This is a genomic window from Stenotrophomonas nitritireducens (assembly GCF_050984405.1).
GTDB classification, from domain to species: Bacteria; Pseudomonadota; Gammaproteobacteria; order Xanthomonadales; family Xanthomonadaceae; genus Stenotrophomonas; species Stenotrophomonas nitritireducens_B.
Map to the genome: position 1 here is coordinate 3,764,324 of NZ_CP158790.1, position 20,743 is coordinate 3,785,066.

Genomic DNA, 20,743 nt, shown 5'->3' on the forward strand with positions numbered 1-20,743 from the left:
GCGGGCCTCAGGCGGCGCGCGCCAGCGTGGGCCGCGGCGGCAGCCATGCCAGGCTGCGGCCGGCGTGGTCGAGCAGGCGCAGCGTGCCGTCCGGGTCCTCGGCCAGCGCGGTCAGGCTTTCGACCCAGTCGCCGTCGTTGGCGTACACCCGCCCGTCGCGCTCGACCAGCGCGGCGCGGTGGATATGGCCGCAGACGATGCCGTTCAGGCCGCGGCGGCGCACGTCGTCCAGCCCCGCCTGCACGAAGCGTTCGATGTAGCGTTCGGCCGCCGCGCTGCGCCGCTTGAGGAACTCGGCCAGCGACCAGTAGCGCAGGCCCAAGCGCCGGCGCAGCGCGTTGAGCAGGCGGTTGCCGGTGAGGATGCGGTAGTACAGCCAGTCGCCGAAGCGTTCCTGCAGGCCGCCGAAATGCGTTGCACCGTCGTAGTCGTCGCCATGCACCACCAGCAGCCGGCGGCCGTCGGCGGTGACGTGGATGGCGCGGCGGCGCACCTGCATGGCCGGCAGCATCAACCCGCAGGTGCGGCGCAGCGGCGCGTCGTGGTTGCCGGGGATGTAGACGATGTCGGTGCCGGCGCGGCGCAGCGCATGCAGTGCTTCGATCACCTCGTTGTGCGCCGGCGTCCAGCTGGCGCGCCGCTGCGCCAGCCACCACAGGTCGACGATGTCGCCGACCAGGTACAACCGTTCGCAGCGCAGCGTGGACAAAAAGCGCGCCAGTTCGGCGGCATGGCAGTGGCGCGCGCCCAGGTGCGTGTCCGAGATGAACACCGCGCGCCGGTGCGGCAGCAGCTGCGCCGGCGCGCTCATGCCGCGGCCCCGGCGTCGTGCAGGTAGCGTTTGCGTTTCTTCGGCCGGATCGCCTGCAGGTCCACTTCGATCAGGCCGTCGATGGAATCGCTGAAATCCGGGTCCACGCCGAACGCCAGGAAGCGCGCGCCGCCGGGTTCGCACAGGTCGGTGTACTGGCGGTAGAGCGTCGGCACGCCGGCGCCCAGCGCGGCCAGGTTGGCCTTGAGCACCTCGAAAGCGGCCTCGGCGTCCAGGTCGCCGAAGCACGGCGGCGCGGCGAAGTACTGGAACGGCCGGTTCGATTCGGCCAGTCCATGGCCGCCGCCGTAGTAGCGCTGGTAGTACGCGACCAGCTGCTCGCGCGCCTCGCGCGGCAGCGCCGCGCTGATCGACACCGCGCCGAACAGGTAGCGGATGCCCGGCTGGCAGCGCAGATAGGCGCCGATGCCCTGCCACAGGTAGTCCAGGCTGCGGCTGCCCCAGTAATCGGGCACGACGAAGCTGCGGCCCAGCTCCATGCCCTCGGCGATGCGGGTGATGGCGTCGTCCGAATAGCGGAACAGGCCGGCGGTGTAGAGCCCGGCCAGCCCGCTGCGCGCCAGCGCCTGGGCGCCGCGCATGATGCGGTAGGCGCCGGCGATGCGCCGCTGCGCCGCGTCCCAGACCACGATGTGCTGGTACAGCGGGTCGTGGTCGTCCAGGTCGCGGCTGCGGCCGGTGCCTTCGCCGACCCGGCGGAAGGTCAGCTCGCGCAGCCGGCCCAGTTCCAGCAGCAACGGCGAGCCGGCGGCGCAGCGCGCCAGCCGGATCTGCTTGCCGTCGCCGGTCTGGCCGAGCAGCTCGGCGGCCTCGATGTCGGCCTGCACCCGCTCCACCGCGACCGGCGCGGCCAGCGGTTCCGGCCCGCCGCTGACGGCGTCGGCCAGCACGGCATCGCGGCCCAGCGTGTACAGCGCGCGCCGCACCGCCTGCAGCTGCAGCGCCGGGTCCAGCGCCGGGTCCAGCTGCATCGCCTGCCCCACCTGCAGCCGCAGCGGGCGCCCGCCGCGGGCGAACATCTCGCGCGCCAACAGGGCGGTGCCGGCCGGCTTGAACAGGGTCGATGCGCCGTAGAACAGCGCCGAGTTGCGCGCCTGTACCCGCACCGGCAGCACCGGCGCCCGGGTGGCGTTGGCGAAGCGGACGAAGCCGCGGTTCCAGCGGCCGTCGCGGATGCCGCGCAGCGACAGCCGCGAGACCTCACCGGCCGGGAACACGATCACGCACTGTCCGGCCGCCAGCGCCTGCTCCACCGCCTGCAGGCTGGCGCGTCCGGCGCGGCCGCCGAGGATGCGCACCGGCAGCAGCAGGTCGCGCAGCGGTTCCAGTCCGGCCAGCAGGTCGTTGGCGACGATGCGCACGTCGCGCCGCACCCGGCCCACCGCGTCCAGCAGCGCCAGCGCGTCGAGCGCGCCGGAGGGGTGGTTGGCGACCACCAGCAGCCGCCCGCTGGCGGGAATGCGCGCCAGCGCGGCGGCCTCCACTTCGTAGCGGCTGCCGAGGAAGTCCAGCGCCGCGGCGACGAAGTCCAGACCGCTGCGGTCGTTGCGGCGCAGGAAGTCCTGCACCCGGTCCAGCCGCGACCAGCGCCCCACCGTGCGCAGCAGCGGCCGCGCCAAGTGGCCGCGCGGGCCGTGGAACCAATCGGGATAACGCTGCTGCAGGCGGTGTTCGATCTGGTGCATGACGGTAGTCCGACGGCCCGGTTGGCCGGCAGCCTGCGCCCACCAGGCGGCACTGCGGTTGCGGTTTTGCGGCAGTTCCGTGACGCGCGCGCTGCCACCTGCCGCTGCGGCGCGGCAGGTGAACCGGTTTATTAACCGGATGGCAACAGCCGCCCCTGCACTATTCCGGCGGTGCCCCGGCCGTGTATCATTCGCGGCTATCTTTTCATCCGCATACAGGGATACAAGCTCATGTCCAGCTATCTCTTCACTTCCGAGTCGGTCTCCGAAGGCCATCCGGACAAGATCGCCGACCAGATTTCCGATGCGGTGCTGGACGCGATCCTGACCCAGGACAAGCGCGCGCGCGTCGCCTGCGAAACCCTGGTCAAGACCGGCGCGGCCATCGTCGCCGGCGAAGTGACCACCTCGGCGTGGGTCGACATCGAGGAGCTGACCCGCAACGTCATCAACTCGATCGGCTACGACAACTCCAACGTCGGCTTCGACGGCCACACCTGCGCCATCATCAACATGCTCGGCAAGCAGTCGCCGGACATCGCCGCCGGCGTGGACGGCACCGACAAGAAGAGCAAGAAGCCGGAAGAACAGGGCGCGGGCGACCAGGGCCTGATGTTCGGCTATGCCTGCAACGAAGCCCCGGAATTCATGCCGGCGCCGATCTATTACTCGCACCGCCTGGTCGAGCAGCAGGCCAAGGTGCGCAAGAAGAAGAACTCGCCGCTGCCGTGGCTGCGCCCGGACGCCAAGAGCCAGGTGACCCTGCGCTACGGCCAGGACGGCGGGATCGAGGGCCTGGACGCGGTGGTGCTGTCGACCCAGCACGACCCGGGCGTGAAGCAGAAGGACCTGATCGAGGCCGTGCGCGAGCACATCCTCAAGCCGGTGCTGCCGAAGGCGTGGCTGGACAAGCTGCCGAAGAACAAGGTGCACATCAACCCGACCGGCATCTTCGTGATCGGCGGCCCGGTGGGCGACTGCGGCCTGACCGGCCGCAAGATCATCGTCGACACCTACGGCGGCATGGCCCGCCACGGCGGCGGCGCGTTCTCGGGCAAGGACCCGTCCAAGGTCGACCGTTCGGCCGCCTACGCCGCCCGCTACGTCGCCAAGAATGTGGTCGCCGCCGGCCTGGCCGACAAGTGCGAAGTGCAGGTCTCCTACGCCATCGGCGTGGCCGAGCCGACCTCGATCTCGGTCACCACCTTCGGTACCGGCAAGATTCCGGATGCGCAGATCGAGAAGCTGATCCGCGCGCACTTCGACCTGCGCCCGTACGGCATCATCAAGATGCTCGACCTGATCCACCCGATGTACCAGCAGACCGCCGCCTACGGCCACTTCGGCCGCAAGCCGAAGGAATTCTCGTACGTCGACGGCGACGGCAAGACCCAGAACGCCACGGCGTTCTCGTGGGAGAAGACCGACCGCGCCGAAGCGCTGCGCAAGGCCGCCAAGCTCAAGTAAGGCCGGCCAGGCACCGCGTGACCGGAAAGGCCGCCCGCAGGGGCGGTCTTTCCGTTTCTGACGGGCCACGCTTCGCTTCCCGTAGGAGCGGCTTCAGCCGCGATGGGGGTTTCCCGGGAATGCCCCTTCGCGGCTGAAGACGCTCCTACGGGGTCCTGCGTGCATCCGGTTGCCGCGCTGGGGTAGCCTGCGGCTCCGTCCCAGCCTGGCGCCGCCCATGCCCGACCCCACGCCCCACCAGTTGTCGATGACCGTGCTGATGTCGCCGGAGATGGCGAATTTCTCCGGCAAGGTGCATGGCGGCGCGGTGCTGCGCCTGCTCGACCAGGTCGCCTACGCCTGCGCCAGCCGCTATGCCGGCAACTACGTGGTCACCCTGTCGGTGGACCAGGTGACGTTCCGCCAGCCGATCGCGGTGGGCGAGCTGGTCACTTTCCTGGCCTCGGTGAACTACACCGGCACCTCGTCGATGGAAGTGGGCATCAAGGTGGTGGCCGAGGACATCCGCAAGGGCAGCGTGCGCCACGCCAACAGCTGTTTCTTCACCATGGTGGCGGTGGACGACGAAGGCAGGCCGACGCCGGTACCGCCGCTGCAGCCGCGCACCGGCGACGAGAAGCGCCGCTTCGCCGCCGCCCAGCTGCGCCGGCAGCTGCGGCAGGAGATGGAGCAGCGGCACCTGGAGCTGCTCCGGAGCACGCCCGGCTCCACGCCGGACCGCTGACCGCACGCACGCGGGACGCGCATCGCCGCGCCCGCGCCGCGCGCTACTCCCAGCGTCCCTCCAGCGCGAGCAGGATCGCCCTGCGGTGGCTGCGCCGGCTGGCGTTGAGGGTGGCCGGGTCCAGCGCCAGCAGCGGGTCGAGGAAACGGGTGCGGAGGTCGCGCATGCCGGCCTCGTCGTGCAGCCTGTACAGCGCGATGTACAGCCGGGTCGCGCTTTCCAGGGTATGGCCGTCGAGCTGGCCGCGCGTGCGCGCGCGGATTTCCAGGGCCTGCGCATGGGCGTCGCGCGAAGCTTCCCAGTTGCCCGCGTTGCGCTCGATGCGCCCCGTCAGGTCCAGGGTGGCGGTGACCAGCGGGTGTTCCGGCCCGAGCTGGCGACGCATCGCGGCCAGCGTCACCCCTGCCAGGACCCGCGCCTCGTCCAGTCCGCCGGGCTGGTCGCTGAGCATGCTGGACAGCCCGCCACGCGCGAACAGCGTGTCGGGATGGTCGGGCCCGAGCACGCGCAGGCAGTCGGCCAGGTGCCGGCGCTGCAGAGCGATCGCCTCCTGCATGCGGTCCTGCTTGGACAGCAGGCGGATCTTGTCCACGACGAACTGGCGCGTGGCCGGATGCTCGATGCCCAGCACCTGCCCCTGCGTGCGCAGCAGGTGGTCGAGCAGCGCCTCGGCTTCGGCGTAGCTTTCCGGCGAATCGGCCAGGCGCACCAGGCTGGTGGCGGCCGTGCCCCAGGCCTTGAGCGTGTCAGGATGTTCGGCGCCGAGGCGGCGTTCGCGTACCTGGGCCACCTGCCGCGCCAAGGCGGCGGCGTGCTCGTAGTCGGCATAGGCGAACTGCAGTTCGGCCTGGGTGTCCATGGCCGCCAGCGTGCGGTTGGATTCCGGCCCGAAACGGGCGCGGTACAGAGGCAGCAGCACCTCCAGCTCGGCGCGGCCCTCGTCGCGCCGCCCCAGTTCCTCCAGCGTGCGCGCGTAATCGCCGCGCAGCAGCAGCAGGGCTTCATCGTCGGCCGGCAGGGCCGCCATCCACGCCGTGCGCAGCGCGGACTGGCGGGCCAGCGCCGCCTGCGGGTCGCCGCGCGCAGCCAGCACCCGCGCCGCGCCAGCCTGGGCGGCACGGCGCTGCGGGTCCAGCGCGGGCCGGCCGCGCGTGGCCGCCAGCGCGCGCTCGAAAGCCTCCGCCGCCGGTTCCAGTTCGCCCTGCAGCGACAGCGCCTGGCCCAGGTCGATGCGCGCGGACACGACGCGCGCGTCGCTGGCCGGCAACGCCGCTTCGCGCGTCTGCAGCACCCGCCGCAGTTCGTCGGCCGCGTGCGGATAGTGGCCGATGGCGATCAGCACCCGCGCCAGCGACTGGCGCATGTCGGCCGCCAGCTGCGGCGCGTCGGCGAAATCGGCGTCCAGCCGCGCCAGCGCGTGCGAGACGACCTGCTGGTCCAGCGCATCGCGGGCGATGCTCGGCGCGCCCACCTGCGCAAACGCCTGGCGCAGGCGCGCCTCCAGCGGCTGCCCCGGCGCCTGCCTGGCCAGCACCTCCAGCACCTTGCGCTGCTGGGCGTCGGTCATGGCATGGCCCATCGCGTCGATGTCCACGCTCTCCAGCATCGCCTGCTGGAAATCGGTGAGCCGCTGCAGGTCGTGGCCGCGCCTTTCGGCCAGCGCCTGCTGCGCCCGCGCCTCGCGCAGCGCCAGCACCGAGGCCAGCAGGCCGCCCAGCACCGACAGCAGCACCAGCGCGGCGGCGGCCAGCGGCCAGGCGTTGCGGCGCAGGAAACGCCGCGCGCGGTAGCCGCGCTCGCCGGCCCGCGCGCTGACCGGGCGATGGGCCAGATAGCGGCGCAGGTCCTCGGCCAGCGCCGCGACCGAAGCGTAGCGAAGGTCCGGTTCCTTGCGCAGCGCCTTGAGCACGATCGCGTCGATGTCGGCCGGCACTGCGCGACCCTGCGCGCGCGGTTCGCCATCACGCCGCAGCCGCCGGCTGGGCGGCGGCACGTCGGTATTGGCGATGGCGTTGTACAGGCCGGCCGGGTTGTCGATGTCGGCGAACGGCAGCTGCCCACAGACCAGCTGGTACAGCACCGCGCCCAGCGAATAGACGTCGGTGGCGGTGGTGAGCGGCTGGCAGGCGAGCTGCTCGGGGCTGGCGTAGGCCAGGGTCAGGGCGTGCTGGCCGGTACGGGTGTCGCCGCCCATCGCGCTGTCCTCGTCGATCAGGCGGGCGATGCCGAAATCCAGCAGCCGCGGCTGGCCGCGCGCGTCGACCAGGATGTTGGCCGGCTTGAGGTCGCGGTGGATGACCAGGCAACGGTGCGCTTCGGCCACCGCCTCGCACACCTTGACGAACAGCGCGATGCGCCCGTCCAGCGGCAGCCGCGCGGCATGGACGTCCACCCGCTCGCCTTCGACGTATTCCATCGCCAGGAACGGACGGCCGTCGGCGAGGATGCCGCCGTCGAGCAGGCGCGCGATGCCCGGGTGGTCCAGCCGCGCCAGCAGCTCGCGCTCGCGGGCGAAGCGCTCGCGCAGTTCCGGCGACGCCTCGGCGACCGGGTTGAGCAGCTTCAGCGCGACCTTCTGCACGAAGCCGCCGTGGCGGCGTTCGGCCAGGTAGACCACGCCCATGCCGCCGGCGCCCAGGCGCTGCAGCAGGCGGTAGTCGCGCGCGGCGTCGGCCGAGGTCTCCTGGCCGCTCAGGTCCTGGCCCGTGTCGGGCGCCGCCACTCCCGGCGAGCGCAAGGACACCACCAGCGTCTGGTCGGCCTCCATGCCAGCGAGCAGCGCCCGCACCTCGTCGGCCATCGCCGCGTCGTCGCCCACCTCGCGCGCGATCAGCTCCTCGCGCGCGCGGTCCTGCAGGTCCAGCGCCTGCAGCACGATCTGCTTGACCCGGTGGTAACGCCCGGCGTCGCCACCGCTCCCCTCCCCTTCGCGCATCGTCCCCGTTCCCGTCCCGGCGTGCCGCCGTCAGCCGGTATTCTGCACGCCCTGCGACACGCCGTTCACGCAGGCCACCAGCGCGCGCAGCAGCGCCTCGTCCTCGCGGCCGCTTTCCCGCCAGCGTTGCAGCAGGTCCACCTGCAGGGTGCTGATCGGGTCGATGTAGGGATTGCGCAGGCGGATGGACAGCGCCAGCCGCGGATCGTGCTCCAGCAGCTCCTGCTGCCCGCTCAGGCGCTTGACCCAGTGCGCGGTCAGCGCCAGTTCCTCGCGGATCAGCGGGAAGAAACGTTCGTGCAGCGGCCCGGCCAGGCGCGAGAACTGCTCGGCGATGTGGATGTCGCCCTTGCTCAGCACCATCGCCATGTCGTCCATGAAGGTGGCGAAGAACGGCCAGTCGTGCGCCATCTCGCGCAGCCGTTCCTCGTTGCCCGCGTCGGCGGCGGCCTGCAGGCCGCTGCCCACGCCGAACCAGCCGGGGATCACCGCCCGCGCCTGGCTCCAGGCGAATACCCACGGGATCGCGCGCAGGTTGGACAGCGCCGCGTCCTGGCCGAGCCGGCGCGACGGCCGCGAGCCGAGGGTCATGCGCTCGATCACGTCGATCGGCGTGGCGGCGCGGAAGTAGTCCATGAACCGCGCGTCGCCGACGAAGGCGCGGTAGCGGCGCGCGCTTTCGGCCGCGACGATGTCCATCACCGGCGTCCACTGTCGTTCGCGCGGTTCGGGCGCGCGCGGGCGCAGGCTGGCGCGCAGCACCGCGCCGGCCGACTGTTCCAGCGAGCGCAGCGCCAGCGCGCGGATGCCGTACTTGCGGTGGATCACCTCGCCCTGCTCGGTGACGCGCAGGCGGCCGTCGATGCTGCCGCGCGGCGAGGCGTCCACCGCGTGCGTGGTCTTGGTGCCGCCGCGGCTGATCGAACCGCCGCGGCCGTGGAAGAAGGTCAGGCGCACGCCGTGTTCGGCGGCGACGGCGAGCAGCTCCACCTGCGCCTGCTGCAGGCCCCAGCGCGAGGCGGCGATGCCGCCGTCCTTGCCGCTGTCCGAATAACCGAGCATCACCATCTGCACGTCGCCGCGCGCGGCCAGGTGCGCGCGGTACACCGGGTCGGCGAGCAGGTCGCGCAGGGTCGCGGTGCCGCGGCGCAGGTCGTCCACCGTCTCGAACAGCGGCGCGATGTCCAGCGGCACCGCGTTGCCGTCGTCGACCAGGCCGCCGCGTCGCGCCAGCGCCAGCACCGCCAGCACGTCGCCACGGTCATGCGCCATCGAGATGATGTAATTGCCCAGCGCATCGGCGCCGTGGCGGCGGTGCGCGTCGGCCAGCGCCGCGAACACCTTGTCCAGGCGCTGCCCGGTCTCGTCGGCGCCACGCGGCAGCGCGGCCTCGCCGGCGGCATAGGGCGACAGCAGCCGTGCACGCGCGGCGCCGTCCAGCGCGTCGAACGCGTCCTGCCCGCCCAGCACTTCGGCCAGCGCGCGCGCATGCACGCTCGATTCCTGGCGCACGTCCAACCGCGCCAGGTGGAAGCCGAAGGTGCGCACGCGCCACAGCAGGCGGCGCACCGAGAACCAGCCGGCGTGGCGGCCCTTGTTGGCGTCCAGGCTGTCGAGGATCAGCTGGATGTCGCCGATCAGTTCCTCCGGCGATGCGTAGGCGCCCGGCGCGTCGTCGAGCGTGGCCTGCAGGCGCGCGCGCATGCGGTCGTTGAGCAGGCGGTAGGGCATGTCGGCGTGGCGCGGGCGCGACTGCACCTGCGGCAGCAGCGCGCGGTACTCCTCCACCCGCGCGCGCACCGCGTCGCTCACCGCCACCAGTTCGGTGGACTGGCTGAGCAGGCTGGCGAGCTTGAGCAGGTCCTTCTGGTACAGCTCCAGCACCGCGTCGCGCTGCGCGTTCAGCGTGGCGGCGATGGTGGCCGCGTCGACGTTGGGGTTGCCGTCCATGTCGCCGCCCACCCAGGTGCCGAAACGGACCAGCCGCGGCAGAGGCAGGCTACGGCCCCAGGTGTCGAGCAGCGCCTGTTCCAGCGATTCGTAGAACACCGGCATCACCCGGTACAGCACGCGGGTGAGGTAGAAGCCCACATGCTCGCGCTCGTCCTCCACGCTCGGTCGCACCGGCGAGGAATCGGCGGTCTGCCACGACGCGGTGAGCGCCATGCGCAGGCGCGCGGTGTCGGCGGCCTGTTCGCCCGGCGTGCGCTGGCCGTCGAGGTTGTCCACCAGGCTGGCCACCATCAGCTGCTCTTTTTCCAGCAGCGCGCGGCGCACCGCTTCGGTCGGGTGCGCGGTGAACACCGGCTCGATGTCGATGCGCGGCAGCCACTGCATCAGTTCTTCCAGCGTCACGCCCTGCGCCTTGAGCTGCTGCAGCGCGTCCTGCAGGCCTTCGGGCTGCGGGCGCTTGGTGCCGGCGCGCTGGTAGTCGCGGCGGCGGCGGATGCGGTGCACGCGCTCGGCGATGTTCACCACCTGGAAGTAGGTGCTGAACGCACGCACCAGCGCCTCGGCCTGGCGCGGCGTGCGCCCGGCCAGCTGCGCGCTGAGTGTGGCCAGCGGCGCCTGGCTCTCGCGGCGCGCGATCGCGGCGGTGCGCACGTCCTCCACCTCATCGAGGAACGCGGGCGAAACCTGTTCGGAAAGAAGATCGCCGACCATCGCGCCAAGCCGACGGACGTCGTCGCGCAGGGGCAGATCGGGCGTGGCGAAGACGACGCTGCTGCGGTACTCGTTCATCCGGGAAGCGGGACCTGAAGAGCGGGAACGCCCCAAGCCTAACCGAAAAATCCCACGGTTTTTGCAGTGCATCAATGCAGAAAATGGTTGCATCTGCATGTTGTCCGCGCGCTGTCCGCGCAGACACGACGACGGGGCGCGAACGCCCCGTCGTGGTCATGCGATGACGCCGGAATGTCAGCGCCTTTTTTCGTCCCTGGCCGGCGCCGCCAGCCAGCGGTCCAGCCAGTCCTCACTTTCGGCGAGCATGGTCATGATCGATTCGCGCGCGCGGTAGGCGTGCGATTCGTTGGGCAGCATCACCAGCCGCGCGTTGCCGCCCAGGCCCTTGACCGCGGCGAACATGCGCTCGCTCTGCATCGGGAACGTGCCGGAGTTGTTGTCGTCCACGCCATGGATGAACAGGATCGCGTCCTTGATGTCGCCAGCGTAGTTGAACGGCGACATCTTCAGGTAGGTGTCCTGCGCCTGCCAGTAGTTGCGCTCTTCGGCCTGGAAACCGAACGGGGTCAGCGTGCGGTTGTAGGCGCCCGAGCGCGCGATGCCGGCCTTGAACAGGCGCGTGTGCGCGAGCAGGTTGGCGGTCATGAACGCGCCATAGGAATGGCCGCCGACGGCGATGCGGCCGCGGTCGGCCACGCCACGGCGCACCACCTCGTCCACGGCCGCCTGCGCGCTGGCCACCAGCTGCTGCACATAGGTGTCGTTGGGCTCGGCGTCGCCCTCGCCGACGATCGGCATGGTCGGGTTGTTGAGCACCACGTAGCCCTTGGCCAGGAACGCCTGCGGGCCCCAGTAGCTGATCGCGTTGAAGCGGTGCGGCGAGCCGATGACCTGGCTGGCGTCGTCGGCCGACTTGAACTCGGCCGGGTAGGCCCACATCAGCAGCGGGCGCGGGCCGTCCTTCTTCGGGTCGTAGCCGGGCGGCAGCAGCAGGTCGGCGGTGAGCTCGACGCCATCGTTGCGCTTGTAGCGGATCTGCTCCTTCTTCACCCCGCGCAGCTGCGGCAGCGGGTGCGCGTTGTGGGTCAGGGCGACCGGCGCCGCATCGCCGCCGAGCGCGCGCGCATACAGGTTGGACGGCTCGTCGTTGGACTCGCGGCTGTACAGCACGCGCGGCGCGTCGCCCTCGGTCACCGCCACCGGCGCCTCGTAGTACGGCGCCTGCGAATGGAACAGGCGCTCGCTCTTGCCGCTGGCCAGGTCGACGCGATCCAGGAACGGGCGGTCGCCTTCGGGCGAGGCGCCGTCGCCGACGCGGTAGAAGCCGGTGCCGTCGGCGGTGAACTGCAGGCGCGCGCGGCCGCCGTCGTCGGGCTGCAGCAGCGGTTCGCCCGGATCGCCGTAGCGGTCGTCCTCCGAACGCGCGTACAGCAGCGTCGGCGCCTGCTCCGGGTGGTCCGGCGCGATCTTCCACTGCTTCACCTGGCGGGTCTTCCACCAGTATTCGTCCAGCAGCGCCACGTCGCCGCGGCCCCAGGTGATGCCTGCGTAGCGCGAGCCCAGCCGCGCCAGCGTCGCCGGCGGCCGGTCGAACGGCGCGGCCTGCACCAGCACCGCGTCGCGGATCGCCGCCTCGCGCGCCGGATCGCCGCCGTCCTGCGCCTCGGCCCACACCAGGGTGGCCGGCGCGTCGGCGCGCCAGCCGATCGAACGCACGCCGGTCGGCACCGCGTCGTTGCCGGTCGGCAGGCCTTCCACCAGCGGCAGCTTCGCCACCGTGTGCGCCACCCGGCCCTGCGCATCCAGCACCTCGATGCGACGCGGGAAACGGCTCACCGGCACCGCGTAGGAGAACGGCCGCTCCACGCGCTGGCTGAGCAGGTAGTTGCCGTCCGGCGAGGACGACAGCCCCAGGTAGAGGCCGGCCGCGCCCAGCGGCCGGCTCTCGCCGTTGATCGCCACCCGCACCGGCTGCGCCTGCAGGTAATGCTCGAACAAGCGCGCGTCGTGCTCGTTCTTCAGCAGGTCCTGGTAGGTGCGCACCGAGCGCACGCCCTTGCCCGCTTCGGTCTGCTGCACCGCCGGCCCGGTCGGGATGCCGTCGCCCACCGGCGCGGCGCCCTGCCCGGCCGGGCGCTGCATCACCAGCAGCGCGTCGCCGCCGGGCAGCCAGGCGTAGCCGTTGCCGACCACCGAGTTCAGCCGCTCGGCCACGCGGCGCGCGCTGCCGGCGGCCACGTCCACCAGCCACAGTTCGTTGCTGCCGCTGGCCGGATCGACCTGGTTGAAGGCCAGGTACTTCTGGTCCGGCGACCAGGCCAGCGAGGCCACCGACAAGGGCTGCGGCAGGCCGCTGATCTGTTGCTCCTTGCCATCCACGGTGGAGATCAGCCAAAGCTTGCTGCCGAAGGAGAAGCGGCTGTCGGAGAAGGTCTTGGGGTTGATGCGCAGGCCGGCCAGCTTCAGCTCCGGCTGCGCCACCTGGGCGATGGACGGCAGCGGCGGGGTCTGCAGCATCGCCGCCAAGTCGCGGCGCGGCGACAGGCGCAGGGTCGGCGCGCGCGGGGCGTCCACCACCGCCTGTAGCGCGGCCGACGGCAGGCGGTAGCCCTGGGCATCGCCGGCGGGGGCGTTGGCGGCCGGGGCGGCGGCCAGCAGCGGCGGCACGGCCAGCAGCAGGCCAGCGCACAGCAGCAGCGCCGCCGGAGCCCGCCGGACGCGGCGGGAAGCGAACATCGTCATGGTTGACCTCTCTGGCTGGATCGACCGGTCACGTTAACAATCCCCGGCCGCCAGCTCCCCTGCCTTTGGTTGGGCCCGGCCGGCCCGCGATATAATCGCCGGCCCGTCCGAGGGGCGCTGCGACCGTCGTGCAAGTCCCCCGCAAGGGCCGGACCGGCACGGCGGCCAGGCTCGGACGGCATCACATGCAACAACGGCGCCCGGCGAACGCGAGCCCTGCCCGCACCACACCGGAGCCTTACATGAACGCTGTTGCCAAGACCTTCTCCACCGAAGGCGATTACAAGATCCGCGACATCTCGCTGGCCGACTGGGGCCGCAAGGAAATCGACATCGCCGAGCACGAGATGCCGGGCCTGATGTCGATCCGCCGCAAGTACGCCGCCTCGCAGCCGCTCAAGGGCGTGCGAGTGACCGGCTCGCTGCACATGACCATCCAGACCGCGGTGCTGATCGAAACGCTGAAGGACATCGGCGGCGACGTGCGTTGGGCCTCGTGCAACATCTTCTCCACCCAGGACCAGGCCGCCGCCGCCATCGCCGCCACCGGCACCCCGGTGTTCGCGTGGAAGGGCGAGACCCTGGAGGAATACTGGGACTGCACCCTGGAGGCGCTGACCTTCAAGGCAAGCGATGGCACCCTGCTCGGCCCGGAACTGGTGGTGGACGACGGCGGCGACGTCACCCTGCTGATCCACAAGGGCTACGAGCTGGAAAACGGCAGCGACTGGGTGAACAGCGCCTCGAGCTCGCACGAAGAGCAGGTCATCAAGAACCTGCTCAAGCGCGTGCACGCCGAGCGCCCGGGCTACTGGACCCGCGTGGTCAAGGACTGGAAGGGCGTGTCCGAAGAGACCACCACCGGCGTGCACCGCCTGTACCAGCTGGCCGAAGCCGGCACCCTGCTGGTCCCGGCGATCAACGTCAACGACTCGGTCACCAAGAGCAAGTTCGACAACCTGTACGGCTGCCGCGAATCGCTGGCCGACGGCCTGAAGCGCGCGATGGACGTGATGCTGGCCGGCAAGGTCGCGGTGGTCTGCGGCTACGGCGACGTCGGCAAGGGCTCGGCGCACTCGCTGCGCGCCTACGGCGCGCGCGTGGTGGTCACCGAAATCGACCCGATCTGCGCGCTGCAGGCGGCGATGGAAGGCTTCGAGGTCAACACCATCGAATCCACCCTGGGCCGCGCCGACATCTACGTCACCACCACCGGCAACAAGGACATCATCCGCATCGAGCACCTGAGCGCGATGAAGGACCAGGCCATCGTCTGCAACATCGGCCACTTCGACAACGAGATCCAGGTCGATGCGCTGGTGAAGTTCCCGGGCGTGCAGCACATCAACATCAAGCCGCAGGTGGACAAGTACGTCTTCCCGAACGGCAATGCGATCTTCCTGCTGGCCGAAGGCCGCCTGGTCAACCTGGGCTGCGCCACCGGCCACCCGAGCTTCGTGATGTCCAACAGCTTCGCCAACCAGACCCTGGCGCAGATCGACCTGTGGGCGAACAAGGACAGCTACAAGGCCGACGTCTACCGCCTGCCGAAGAAGCTGGACGAGGAAGTGGCGCGCCTGCACCTGGAAAAGATCGGCGTGAAGCTGACCACCCTGACCCAGGAACAGGCCGACTACCTCGGCGTGCCGGTGGACGGCCCGTTCAAGCCGGAGCACTACCGCTACTGATCGGCCTGCCGGTCATTGCGTGCAACAGCAGACGGGCGCCGCGAGGCGCCCGTTTTACATGCGCCGCGGGAAGAAGGCCTGCGCCGGAATCCGCTTCTCGTTCCTCCCATGCGCGCCTGCTACGCTGCGCACCCGCCCCATGAAGACGACGATGAAACCGATGCTCCCGGCCATTGCGGCCCTGCTGATGGCGGTGCTGCCCGGCACCAGCAATGCGCAGCGGGGGGCGCCTGCGCACGAAAGCTTCGTCATCCAGTCGCAGCGGTTGCAGGAGGCGCGCACCATCAACGTCTACCTGCCGCCGGCCGACGCGGCGTCGGCGCATCCGGTGCTGTACATGCCCGATGGCGGCATCGCCGAGGACTTCCCGCATGTGGCCGCCACGGTCGATGCCGGCATCCGCGCCGGCCGCATCGCGCCGCTGCTGGTGGTCGGCATCGAGAACACCCAGCGCCGCCGCGACATGACCAGCCCGACCGACGTGGACAGCGACCGCCGCATCGCGCCGGTGGTCGGCGGGTCGGCCGCCTTCCGCGCCTTCATCGCCGAGGAGCTGGTGCCCGAGATCGAACGCCGTTACCGCACCACGGAGGCGCGCGGCATCATCGGCGAATCGCTGGCCGGGTTGTTCATCGTCGAAACCCTGTTCGAGCAGCCGCAGCTGTTCGACACCTGGATCGCCTTCAGCCCGAGCCTGTGGTGGAACGACGCGGCGCTCGCCCGCGGCGCCGGCGAGCGGCTGCGGGGCATGCCCGGGTTGAAGGGCCGTGTACTGCTGGCCTGGGGCGACGAGGACAACATCGGCCCGCATGCGCAGGCGCTGTCGGATACCTTGGAACGCGCCGCCCTGCCCGGCCTGCAATGGCAGGCCATGCCGCGCCCGGACCTGCGCCACGACACGATCTACAACGCGCTGGAAGCGATGGCGATCGAGCGCATGTATCCGGCAGTGCCGGCCTCCAGCGGCGACAACCGCTGATCCATCCTGGAACGCCACCGGAACCCGCCGCGCCAGTAGACCCACGACGCGCATGTCCGCATCCATCCGCGAAATACCCTCCGCCGAAGCGCCGATGGCGCTGCTCCTGCTGGCCGATCCCTCGGAGCGGAAGGTGCGCGCCTACCTGCCCGCCACGCGCTGCTTCGCCGCGCTGCTGGACGGCGGCATCGCCGGCGTCTGCGCGGTCGTGCCGCTGGGGCCGGGCCGCCACGAACTGATGAACATCGCCGTCGATCCGGCACGGCAGCAGCGCGGCATCGGCGCGCGGCTGCTGGCCCACGTGATCGATACCTATCGGCGCGAAGGTGCGGAGCGGCTGGAAGTCGGCACCGGTACCTTCGGCTACCAGCTGGCCTTCTACCAGCGGCACGGCTTCCGCGTGTTCCAGGTGGAGCGCGACTTCTTCCTGCGCCACTACGACGAGGCGATCATCGAGCACGGCATCCAGCACCGCGACATGCTGCGCCTGGCCATCGATTACCGCGAAGGCCCCTGAGACCGCAGTCCGATACCTTGGGGAACGTGCATGCGCACGCCTCTCTATCCGCCGGCGCCGAACACTCGCAATCCCAGATGCTGCTCGAAGGCATCGAAATCACGGTCGCTGTGGAGCAGTAACAGGTCGTCCTCGATGCAGCGCGTAGCAATGAGGACGTCGATGGTCTTGCGCACCGTCACACCGAGACCACGAAGCGTGCGGAAGTTACGGGCGGCCTGCACTGCCAGTTCGGTGCCGCCTATGTGGACCTGCTCCAGATTCGTCAAAACAGCCTTTGCCCGGTTGAAGTCGCGCTCCGAACCGAAGCCCTGCAGGACTTCGGCCAGCATCAGGTCGCCTACCGCCACCGGCTCTGATGCGAGCAAACCGTCCAGCGTGTCGGTCTGGGGATTCTTCACGCCCCGGAAGTAATCGATCCAGACACTTGAATCAACGAGGATCACGGTCGGTTCTCATCCGCTCCAGATCACCCTCCCAGGCCAGCCCCCCGCGCAGGTGGCGGATCTCGGCCTGCTGCCGGAGGCGAAGCAACGTCCGCAATCCCAGTTCCACGGCCTCGCGCTTGGTGCGCAAGCCGGTAGCCTTGAGGGTGTCCTGCATGAGCTGGTCGTCGATGACGATATTGGTACGCATGATGTGTAATTACTCGGTAATTCGTACACATTCTATCCCAGGCGGCCCGGATGGCAAGCCTGGGCCGCTCAGCGCCAGTTCGCGTTCGCTTCCCAGAACTCCACCGCGCGGCGGTAGGTGTCGCGGTCGATGGGCACGCCCGAGCCGCCTTCCTCCACGCCCAGCGCGTTGCGCATCATCGTGATCGGCGCCATCGGGATTTCCGCCGGCTCGGCGGTGTACAGGCAACCGACCACGCCCCAGTCGGCGTCGATGGGCGATCCCTCCTTCGCCAGCTGCTCGCGGCTGTAGAGGATGACGACCAGGTAATCGGCCACCGGCGGCTCCACGCCCTCGAACCAGCGCACCAGCACCGGCAGTTCCTCGCGCGTGCGCGCCTCGTAGGCCGAGCGCAGCAGATGGCGGTTGCCGTCGGTGACCGGCACGGTCAGGCAGCGCGTGGACGTCCAGTTGCGGTGCACGTGCAGCTTGCAGAACGGCGCGTAGCCGTCGAGCACCTTCAGCGGTTCGTGTTCGTTGAGGTGCTGCTCGAACTGCTCGGGCGTGCAGTCGCGGATCGTGTTCGGGCGCGGCGTGCGCGGGAACAGGCGGGTGCGGGCGAAGGGGGTGAGGAAGATGGACATGGCCGGGTCGTTCGGGAAACCCGGCCATTGTCGGCCATCGCGCCATGACTGGGCATGCAGGTCACAGGCCCGCAAAGTGCCGGATACGGAAGCACCCGTTCTGCGTCATCCCACACGCCCCAGACGCGGAACGCGCGGCTGATCGTGATCTCTGCCCACCCCGCGCCAAGCGCAGGCCGTCGCGATTGCTGGATATCCGGCTCACCGCATGCCGCAAGCCGGGCTGGCGCGCGCGCCTGGCACCCCGTCACACTCGAAACGATTGCACATCCATCTTGATGGAGAGATATAATTCAGTCCGAACCCATCCCACAGCCCGCCATGACCGCGCTCAGCTTCGAGTTCTACCCGCCCAAGACCGACGACCAGCGCGCGCAGCTGGACCGTACCGCGAGCAGGCTCAAGACCTACGCGCCGGAATACGTGTCCTGCACCTTCGGCGCCGGCGGCTCGACGTTGAGCTACACCTCCGAGACGGTGCGCCACCTCAACCAGCACCACGGCCTGCAGGCCGCACCTCACCTGTCCTGCGTGGGCGGCACCCGCGAGGAGATCCGCGAACTGCTCAAGCTGTACCGCGCCATCGGCGTGCAGCGCATCGTCGCCCTGCGCGGCGACCTGCCCTCGGGCATGGGCTTTCCCGGCGACCTGCGCTACGCCTCTGAGCTGATCGCCTTCATCCGCGCCGAACATGGCGACGCGTTCCGCATCGAGGTCGGCGCCTACCCGGAAACGCACCCGCAGGCCAACGACGCGCTGGCCGACCTGCGCCACTTCAAGACCAAGATCGATGCCGGCGCCGATGCCGCCATTACCCAGTATTTCTACAACGCCGACGCCTACTTCCATTTCGTCGATGCGGCCAGGCGCCTGGGCGTGGAGGTACCGATCATCCCGGGAGTGATGCCGATCTCCAACTTCAGCCAGCTGCGCCGCTTCTCCGAGCAGTGCGGCGCGGAAATCCCGCGCTGGATCGCCAAGCGCATGCAGGCCTACGGCGACGATGCCGAGTCGGTGCGCGCGTTCGGCGCCGACGTGGTCGCGGCGCTGTGCGAACGCCTGATCGCCGGCGGCGCGCCCTCGCTGCACTTCTACACGCTCAACCTGGCCAAGCCGACCAGCGCGGTGCTGCAGCGGATCGGCCGCGGCTGATCCGCGCCCGCGCGGCAGCGCACGCCGGCCCGCGCGCTGCTTGCCCCTCTGGATCTCCACACATGGACAGGCCGTCGCGCGGGGAACAGCGCAGGCGCCATCACGCGCCAGCATGTGCTCCACCGGTTACGCTTGGCCGATGCGATGCCTGCCGCTTCTCGTCCTCTCCGCCGCACTGTGTGCCAGCACCGCGCAGGCGCAGCATGTCAACCGCTGCACCGACGCGCAGGGCCGGACGGTATACGGCGACAGGTCCTGCGCGGCGATGGGCGCAAGCGTGCGCCTGCTGCCCGAGGCGCGTGCCGCGGGCACCGGCGGCCTGTACCGCGATACCTGCGCGCGCCGGCTCAGCGAGGTGGTGGCGCAGATCCGTTCGGCGGCGGACGCGCGCGACGCCAACCGGCTGTCCGGCATCTATTTCTGGAACGGGCTGTCCAGCGCCGCGGCCACGCGGGTGATGGACCGGCTGGATGCGATCGTGCAGCGGCCGCTGGTGGATATCGCGCCGGTATTCCCGGACGATCCGGCGCTGGAGCCGGTGGAAACCGAGGACGCCGGCACCGGCGCCTTCGGCCCGATCATGATCAGCAACGTCCCGGCGCTGCGCCCGCGCCCGGTCGCGCTGCGGCTGGAACAGACCCTGGGCCGCAGCGCCACGCCGTCGCGCACGCTGCTGAAACTGCGCCGGCAGTACAACTGTTTCTGGATCAGCCTGTGACCGGTTCCGGCCACAGCGCGCGGATCGCCGCCACGCCCTGCGCGCCATGGCCGCGCGCGGTGGCGATGTCCTGCGCGGCCACGCCGCCGATGGCGTAGATCGGCAGCGATACCTGCTCGCGCAGCCGTTCGAACGCCTCCCACCCCAGTGGCGCGGCGCCGGGATGGCTGGCGGTGGCACGTACCGGGCCGAGCACGGCGAAGTCGCAGCCCAGCCGCTGCGCCGCCTGCAGCTGCGCCAGGTCGTGGCAGGACGCGCCCACCAGCACGCTGTCGGACACCGGGCGCCGGTCCAGCTGCAGCAGCTGTTCGCTGCCCAGGTGCACGCCCACGCCCAGTTCCTTCGCCAGCGCGATGTCGCGGTTGAGCAGCAGCTCGGCCTGGCGGCCGACGCGCTCCACCGCATCGCGCGCCAGCGCCACGCGTTCGCCGGCCTGCGGCGTGCGCAGTTGCACGCGGCGGATGCCGCCCTCGACCGCGGCGGCCAGCCCGTCCAGCCAGGCCGCGGCGCCGGCCACCGGCTCGGGCGTGACCAGGTAGCGGTCGGCCTGGCGCAGCGCGGCGACCACCGGCAGGTCCGCCGGCGGCATCGAATAACGGCAGAGCTTGTCCGGCGTCACCCAGGTGATGGCCTGCCCCTCGCGGCCGCGGGCCGTCCCCTTCCAGCGCGGCACCAGCCGCACTTCCAGGCGCAGGCGCTTGTCCGGATACAGCTGCGGCACCTCCATCACCCAGTCGCCGATCTCGGCCTCGATGCCAAGCTCCTCGTGCAGCTCGCGCACCAGTGCCTGTTCGGACGTCTCGCCCGGCTCGCGCTTGCCGCCGGGAAACTCCCACAGCCCGGCCATGTCGCTGTTGCCGGTGCGGCGGTTGAGCAGGATGCGGCCGCGCGCGTCGGTGATGACGGCGGCCACGACATGGATGGAACGCAACGGAGATGTCATGCGCCGAGAATGCCGAAAACCCGAGGGCCGGCGCAATCGCCTGCGCTCGTGCCTTTCCGGCGCGGGCGCCATCGACAAGGCCCCGTGTGGGGCGAGCCCCACACCTACGGTCCAGCGGTGCACGGCAGTGCCGATCGACTGTCGGCACCCATCGGGATCGCGTCTGGAGGCAAGCCCCTTGGGTCAGCGCGCACCACGACGCGAAGCGCGAACGGCGACGCCGGCCCGAAGAGCGGGCCGGATGCCGGGGCCGGCCAAGGCGCGGGGGTGAGGGTGGCCTGCCTAGGCGGCACCGCACCGCAGGCCAGCCGGACGCCCGGTGCGCTGCGCCGGTCCGGGGAAGAAGAAAAGAACGGGGCCGCGGTTTGCGGCGCAAATCGTGGAGCGACAGCGCGCAGCGATGGCGTGCCGCGGCCA

16 protein-coding genes and 1 riboswitch are annotated in these 20,743 nt (G+C 70.8%); of the genes, 7 read left to right on the forward strand and 9 right to left on the reverse strand.

Annotated elements, in window-relative coordinates; genetic code table 11:
• Nucleotides 1-7 precede the first annotated feature (7 nt).
• Nucleotides 8-811 (reverse strand): UDP-2,3-diacylglucosamine diphosphatase, encoded by an 804-nt coding sequence (locus tag ABTV91_RS16880; protein ID WP_433852467.1) that lies wholly within the window; start codon nt 809-811, stop codon nt 8-10.
• Entirely contained in the window at nt 808-2,517 is a 1,710-nt protein-coding gene (locus ABTV91_RS16885; protein WP_433852468.1) for a lysophospholipid acyltransferase family protein, read from the reverse strand. Before ABTV91_RS16885 ends, ABTV91_RS16880 begins: the two co-directional genes overlap by 4 nt.
• A gap of 231 nt (nt 2,518-2,748) precedes the next feature.
• On the opposite strand from ABTV91_RS16885, the gene metK reads away from it, so the two are divergent.
• A complete protein-coding gene (gene metK / locus ABTV91_RS16890) occupies nt 2,749-3,984 on the forward strand; it encodes a methionine adenosyltransferase (RefSeq protein ID WP_433852469.1) in 1,236 nt (411 codons plus the stop codon).
• Nucleotides 3,985-4,201: 217 nt separating this feature from the next.
• A complete protein-coding gene (locus ABTV91_RS16895) occupies nt 4,202-4,708 on the forward strand; it encodes an acyl-CoA thioesterase (RefSeq protein WP_433852470.1) in 507 nt (168 codons plus the stop codon).
• Nucleotides 4,709-4,751: 43 nt separating this feature from the next.
• Here ABTV91_RS16895 and ABTV91_RS16900 read toward each other — a convergent pair whose 3' ends face one another.
• From ABTV91_RS16900 to ABTV91_RS16910, 3 genes are all read right to left on the reverse strand, one after another.
• The gene (locus ABTV91_RS16900; RefSeq protein ID WP_433852471.1) at nt 4,752-7,643 is read right to left on the reverse strand and encodes a protein kinase domain-containing protein; all 2,892 of its coding nucleotides are present in this window, start codon (nt 7,641-7,643) and stop codon (nt 4,752-4,754) included.
• A 30-nt stretch (nt 7,644-7,673) separates the two neighbouring features.
• The gene (gene ppc / locus ABTV91_RS16905; RefSeq protein ID WP_433852472.1) at nt 7,674-10,385 is read right to left on the reverse strand and encodes a phosphoenolpyruvate carboxylase; all 2,712 of its coding nucleotides are present in this window, start codon (nt 10,383-10,385) and stop codon (nt 7,674-7,676) included.
• Between the two features lie 177 nt (nt 10,386-10,562).
• Nucleotides 10,563-13,064: a S9 family peptidase gene (locus ABTV91_RS16910; protein ID WP_433852473.1), complete on the reverse strand. Its 2,502-nt coding sequence runs from the start codon at nt 13,062-13,064 to the stop codon at nt 10,563-10,565.
• 109 nt (nt 13,065-13,173) lie between these two features.
• Nucleotides 13,174-13,279, forward strand: a riboswitch (S-adenosyl-L-homocysteine riboswitch).
• Nucleotides 13,280-13,312: 33 nt separating this feature from the next.
• Between ABTV91_RS16910 and ahcY the strand changes: the two genes are divergently transcribed.
• The 3 genes from ahcY (at nt 13,313) to ABTV91_RS16925 (ending at nt 16,254) form a co-directional block, all read left to right on the forward strand.
• A complete protein-coding gene (ahcY, locus tag ABTV91_RS16915) occupies nt 13,313-14,758 on the forward strand; it encodes an adenosylhomocysteinase (protein ID WP_433852474.1) in 1,446 nt (481 codons plus the stop codon).
• Between the two features lie 151 nt (nt 14,759-14,909).
• Nucleotides 14,910-15,737: an alpha/beta hydrolase gene (locus ABTV91_RS16920; RefSeq protein ID WP_433852475.1), complete on the forward strand. Its 828-nt coding sequence runs from the start codon at nt 14,910-14,912 to the stop codon at nt 15,735-15,737.
• Between the two features lie 52 nt (nt 15,738-15,789).
• Nucleotides 15,790-16,254, forward strand: a complete 465-nt coding sequence (locus ABTV91_RS16925; protein WP_433852476.1) for a GNAT family N-acetyltransferase — start codon at nt 15,790-15,792, stop codon at nt 16,252-16,254.
• A 44-nt stretch (nt 16,255-16,298) separates the two neighbouring features.
• On the opposite strand, the gene vapC is transcribed toward ABTV91_RS16925, so the two are convergent.
• From vapC to ABTV91_RS16940, 3 genes are all read right to left on the reverse strand, one after another.
• Complete coding sequence (vapC, locus tag ABTV91_RS16930) at nt 16,299-16,700, reverse strand: type II toxin-antitoxin system VapC family toxin (protein ID WP_433852477.1); 402 nt, start codon at nt 16,698-16,700, stop codon at nt 16,299-16,301.
• Nucleotides 16,687-16,890, reverse strand: coding sequence for a type II toxin-antitoxin system VapB family antitoxin (locus ABTV91_RS16935; RefSeq protein ID WP_433852478.1), 204 nt, complete (start codon nt 16,888-16,890; stop codon nt 16,687-16,689). Before ABTV91_RS16935 ends, vapC begins: the two co-directional genes overlap by 14 nt.
• A gap of 68 nt (nt 16,891-16,958) precedes the next feature.
• Nucleotides 16,959-17,513 carry a DUF3228 family protein gene (locus ABTV91_RS16940; RefSeq protein WP_433852479.1) on the reverse strand — a complete coding sequence of 185 codons (555 nt, stop codon included), beginning with the start codon at nt 17,511-17,513 and terminating at the stop codon, nt 16,959-16,961.
• Between the two features lie 321 nt (nt 17,514-17,834).
• On the opposite strand from ABTV91_RS16940, the gene metF reads away from it, so the two are divergent.
• Nucleotides 17,835-18,665 (forward strand): methylenetetrahydrofolate reductase [NAD(P)H], encoded by an 831-nt coding sequence (metF, locus tag ABTV91_RS16945; protein WP_433852480.1) that lies wholly within the window; start codon nt 17,835-17,837, stop codon nt 18,663-18,665.
• Between the two features lie 139 nt (nt 18,666-18,804).
• Nucleotides 18,805-19,383, forward strand: coding sequence for a DUF4124 domain-containing protein (locus ABTV91_RS16950; protein ID WP_433852481.1), 579 nt, complete (start codon nt 18,805-18,807; stop codon nt 19,381-19,383).
• Here the strand turns inward: ABTV91_RS16950 and ABTV91_RS16955 are convergent.
• The gene (locus ABTV91_RS16955) at nt 19,373-20,326 is read right to left on the reverse strand and encodes a Nudix family hydrolase (RefSeq protein ID WP_433852482.1); all 954 of its coding nucleotides are present in this window, start codon (nt 20,324-20,326) and stop codon (nt 19,373-19,375) included. The genes ABTV91_RS16950 and ABTV91_RS16955 overlap by 11 nt on opposite strands.
• Nucleotides 20,327-20,743: the final 417 nt, after the last annotated feature.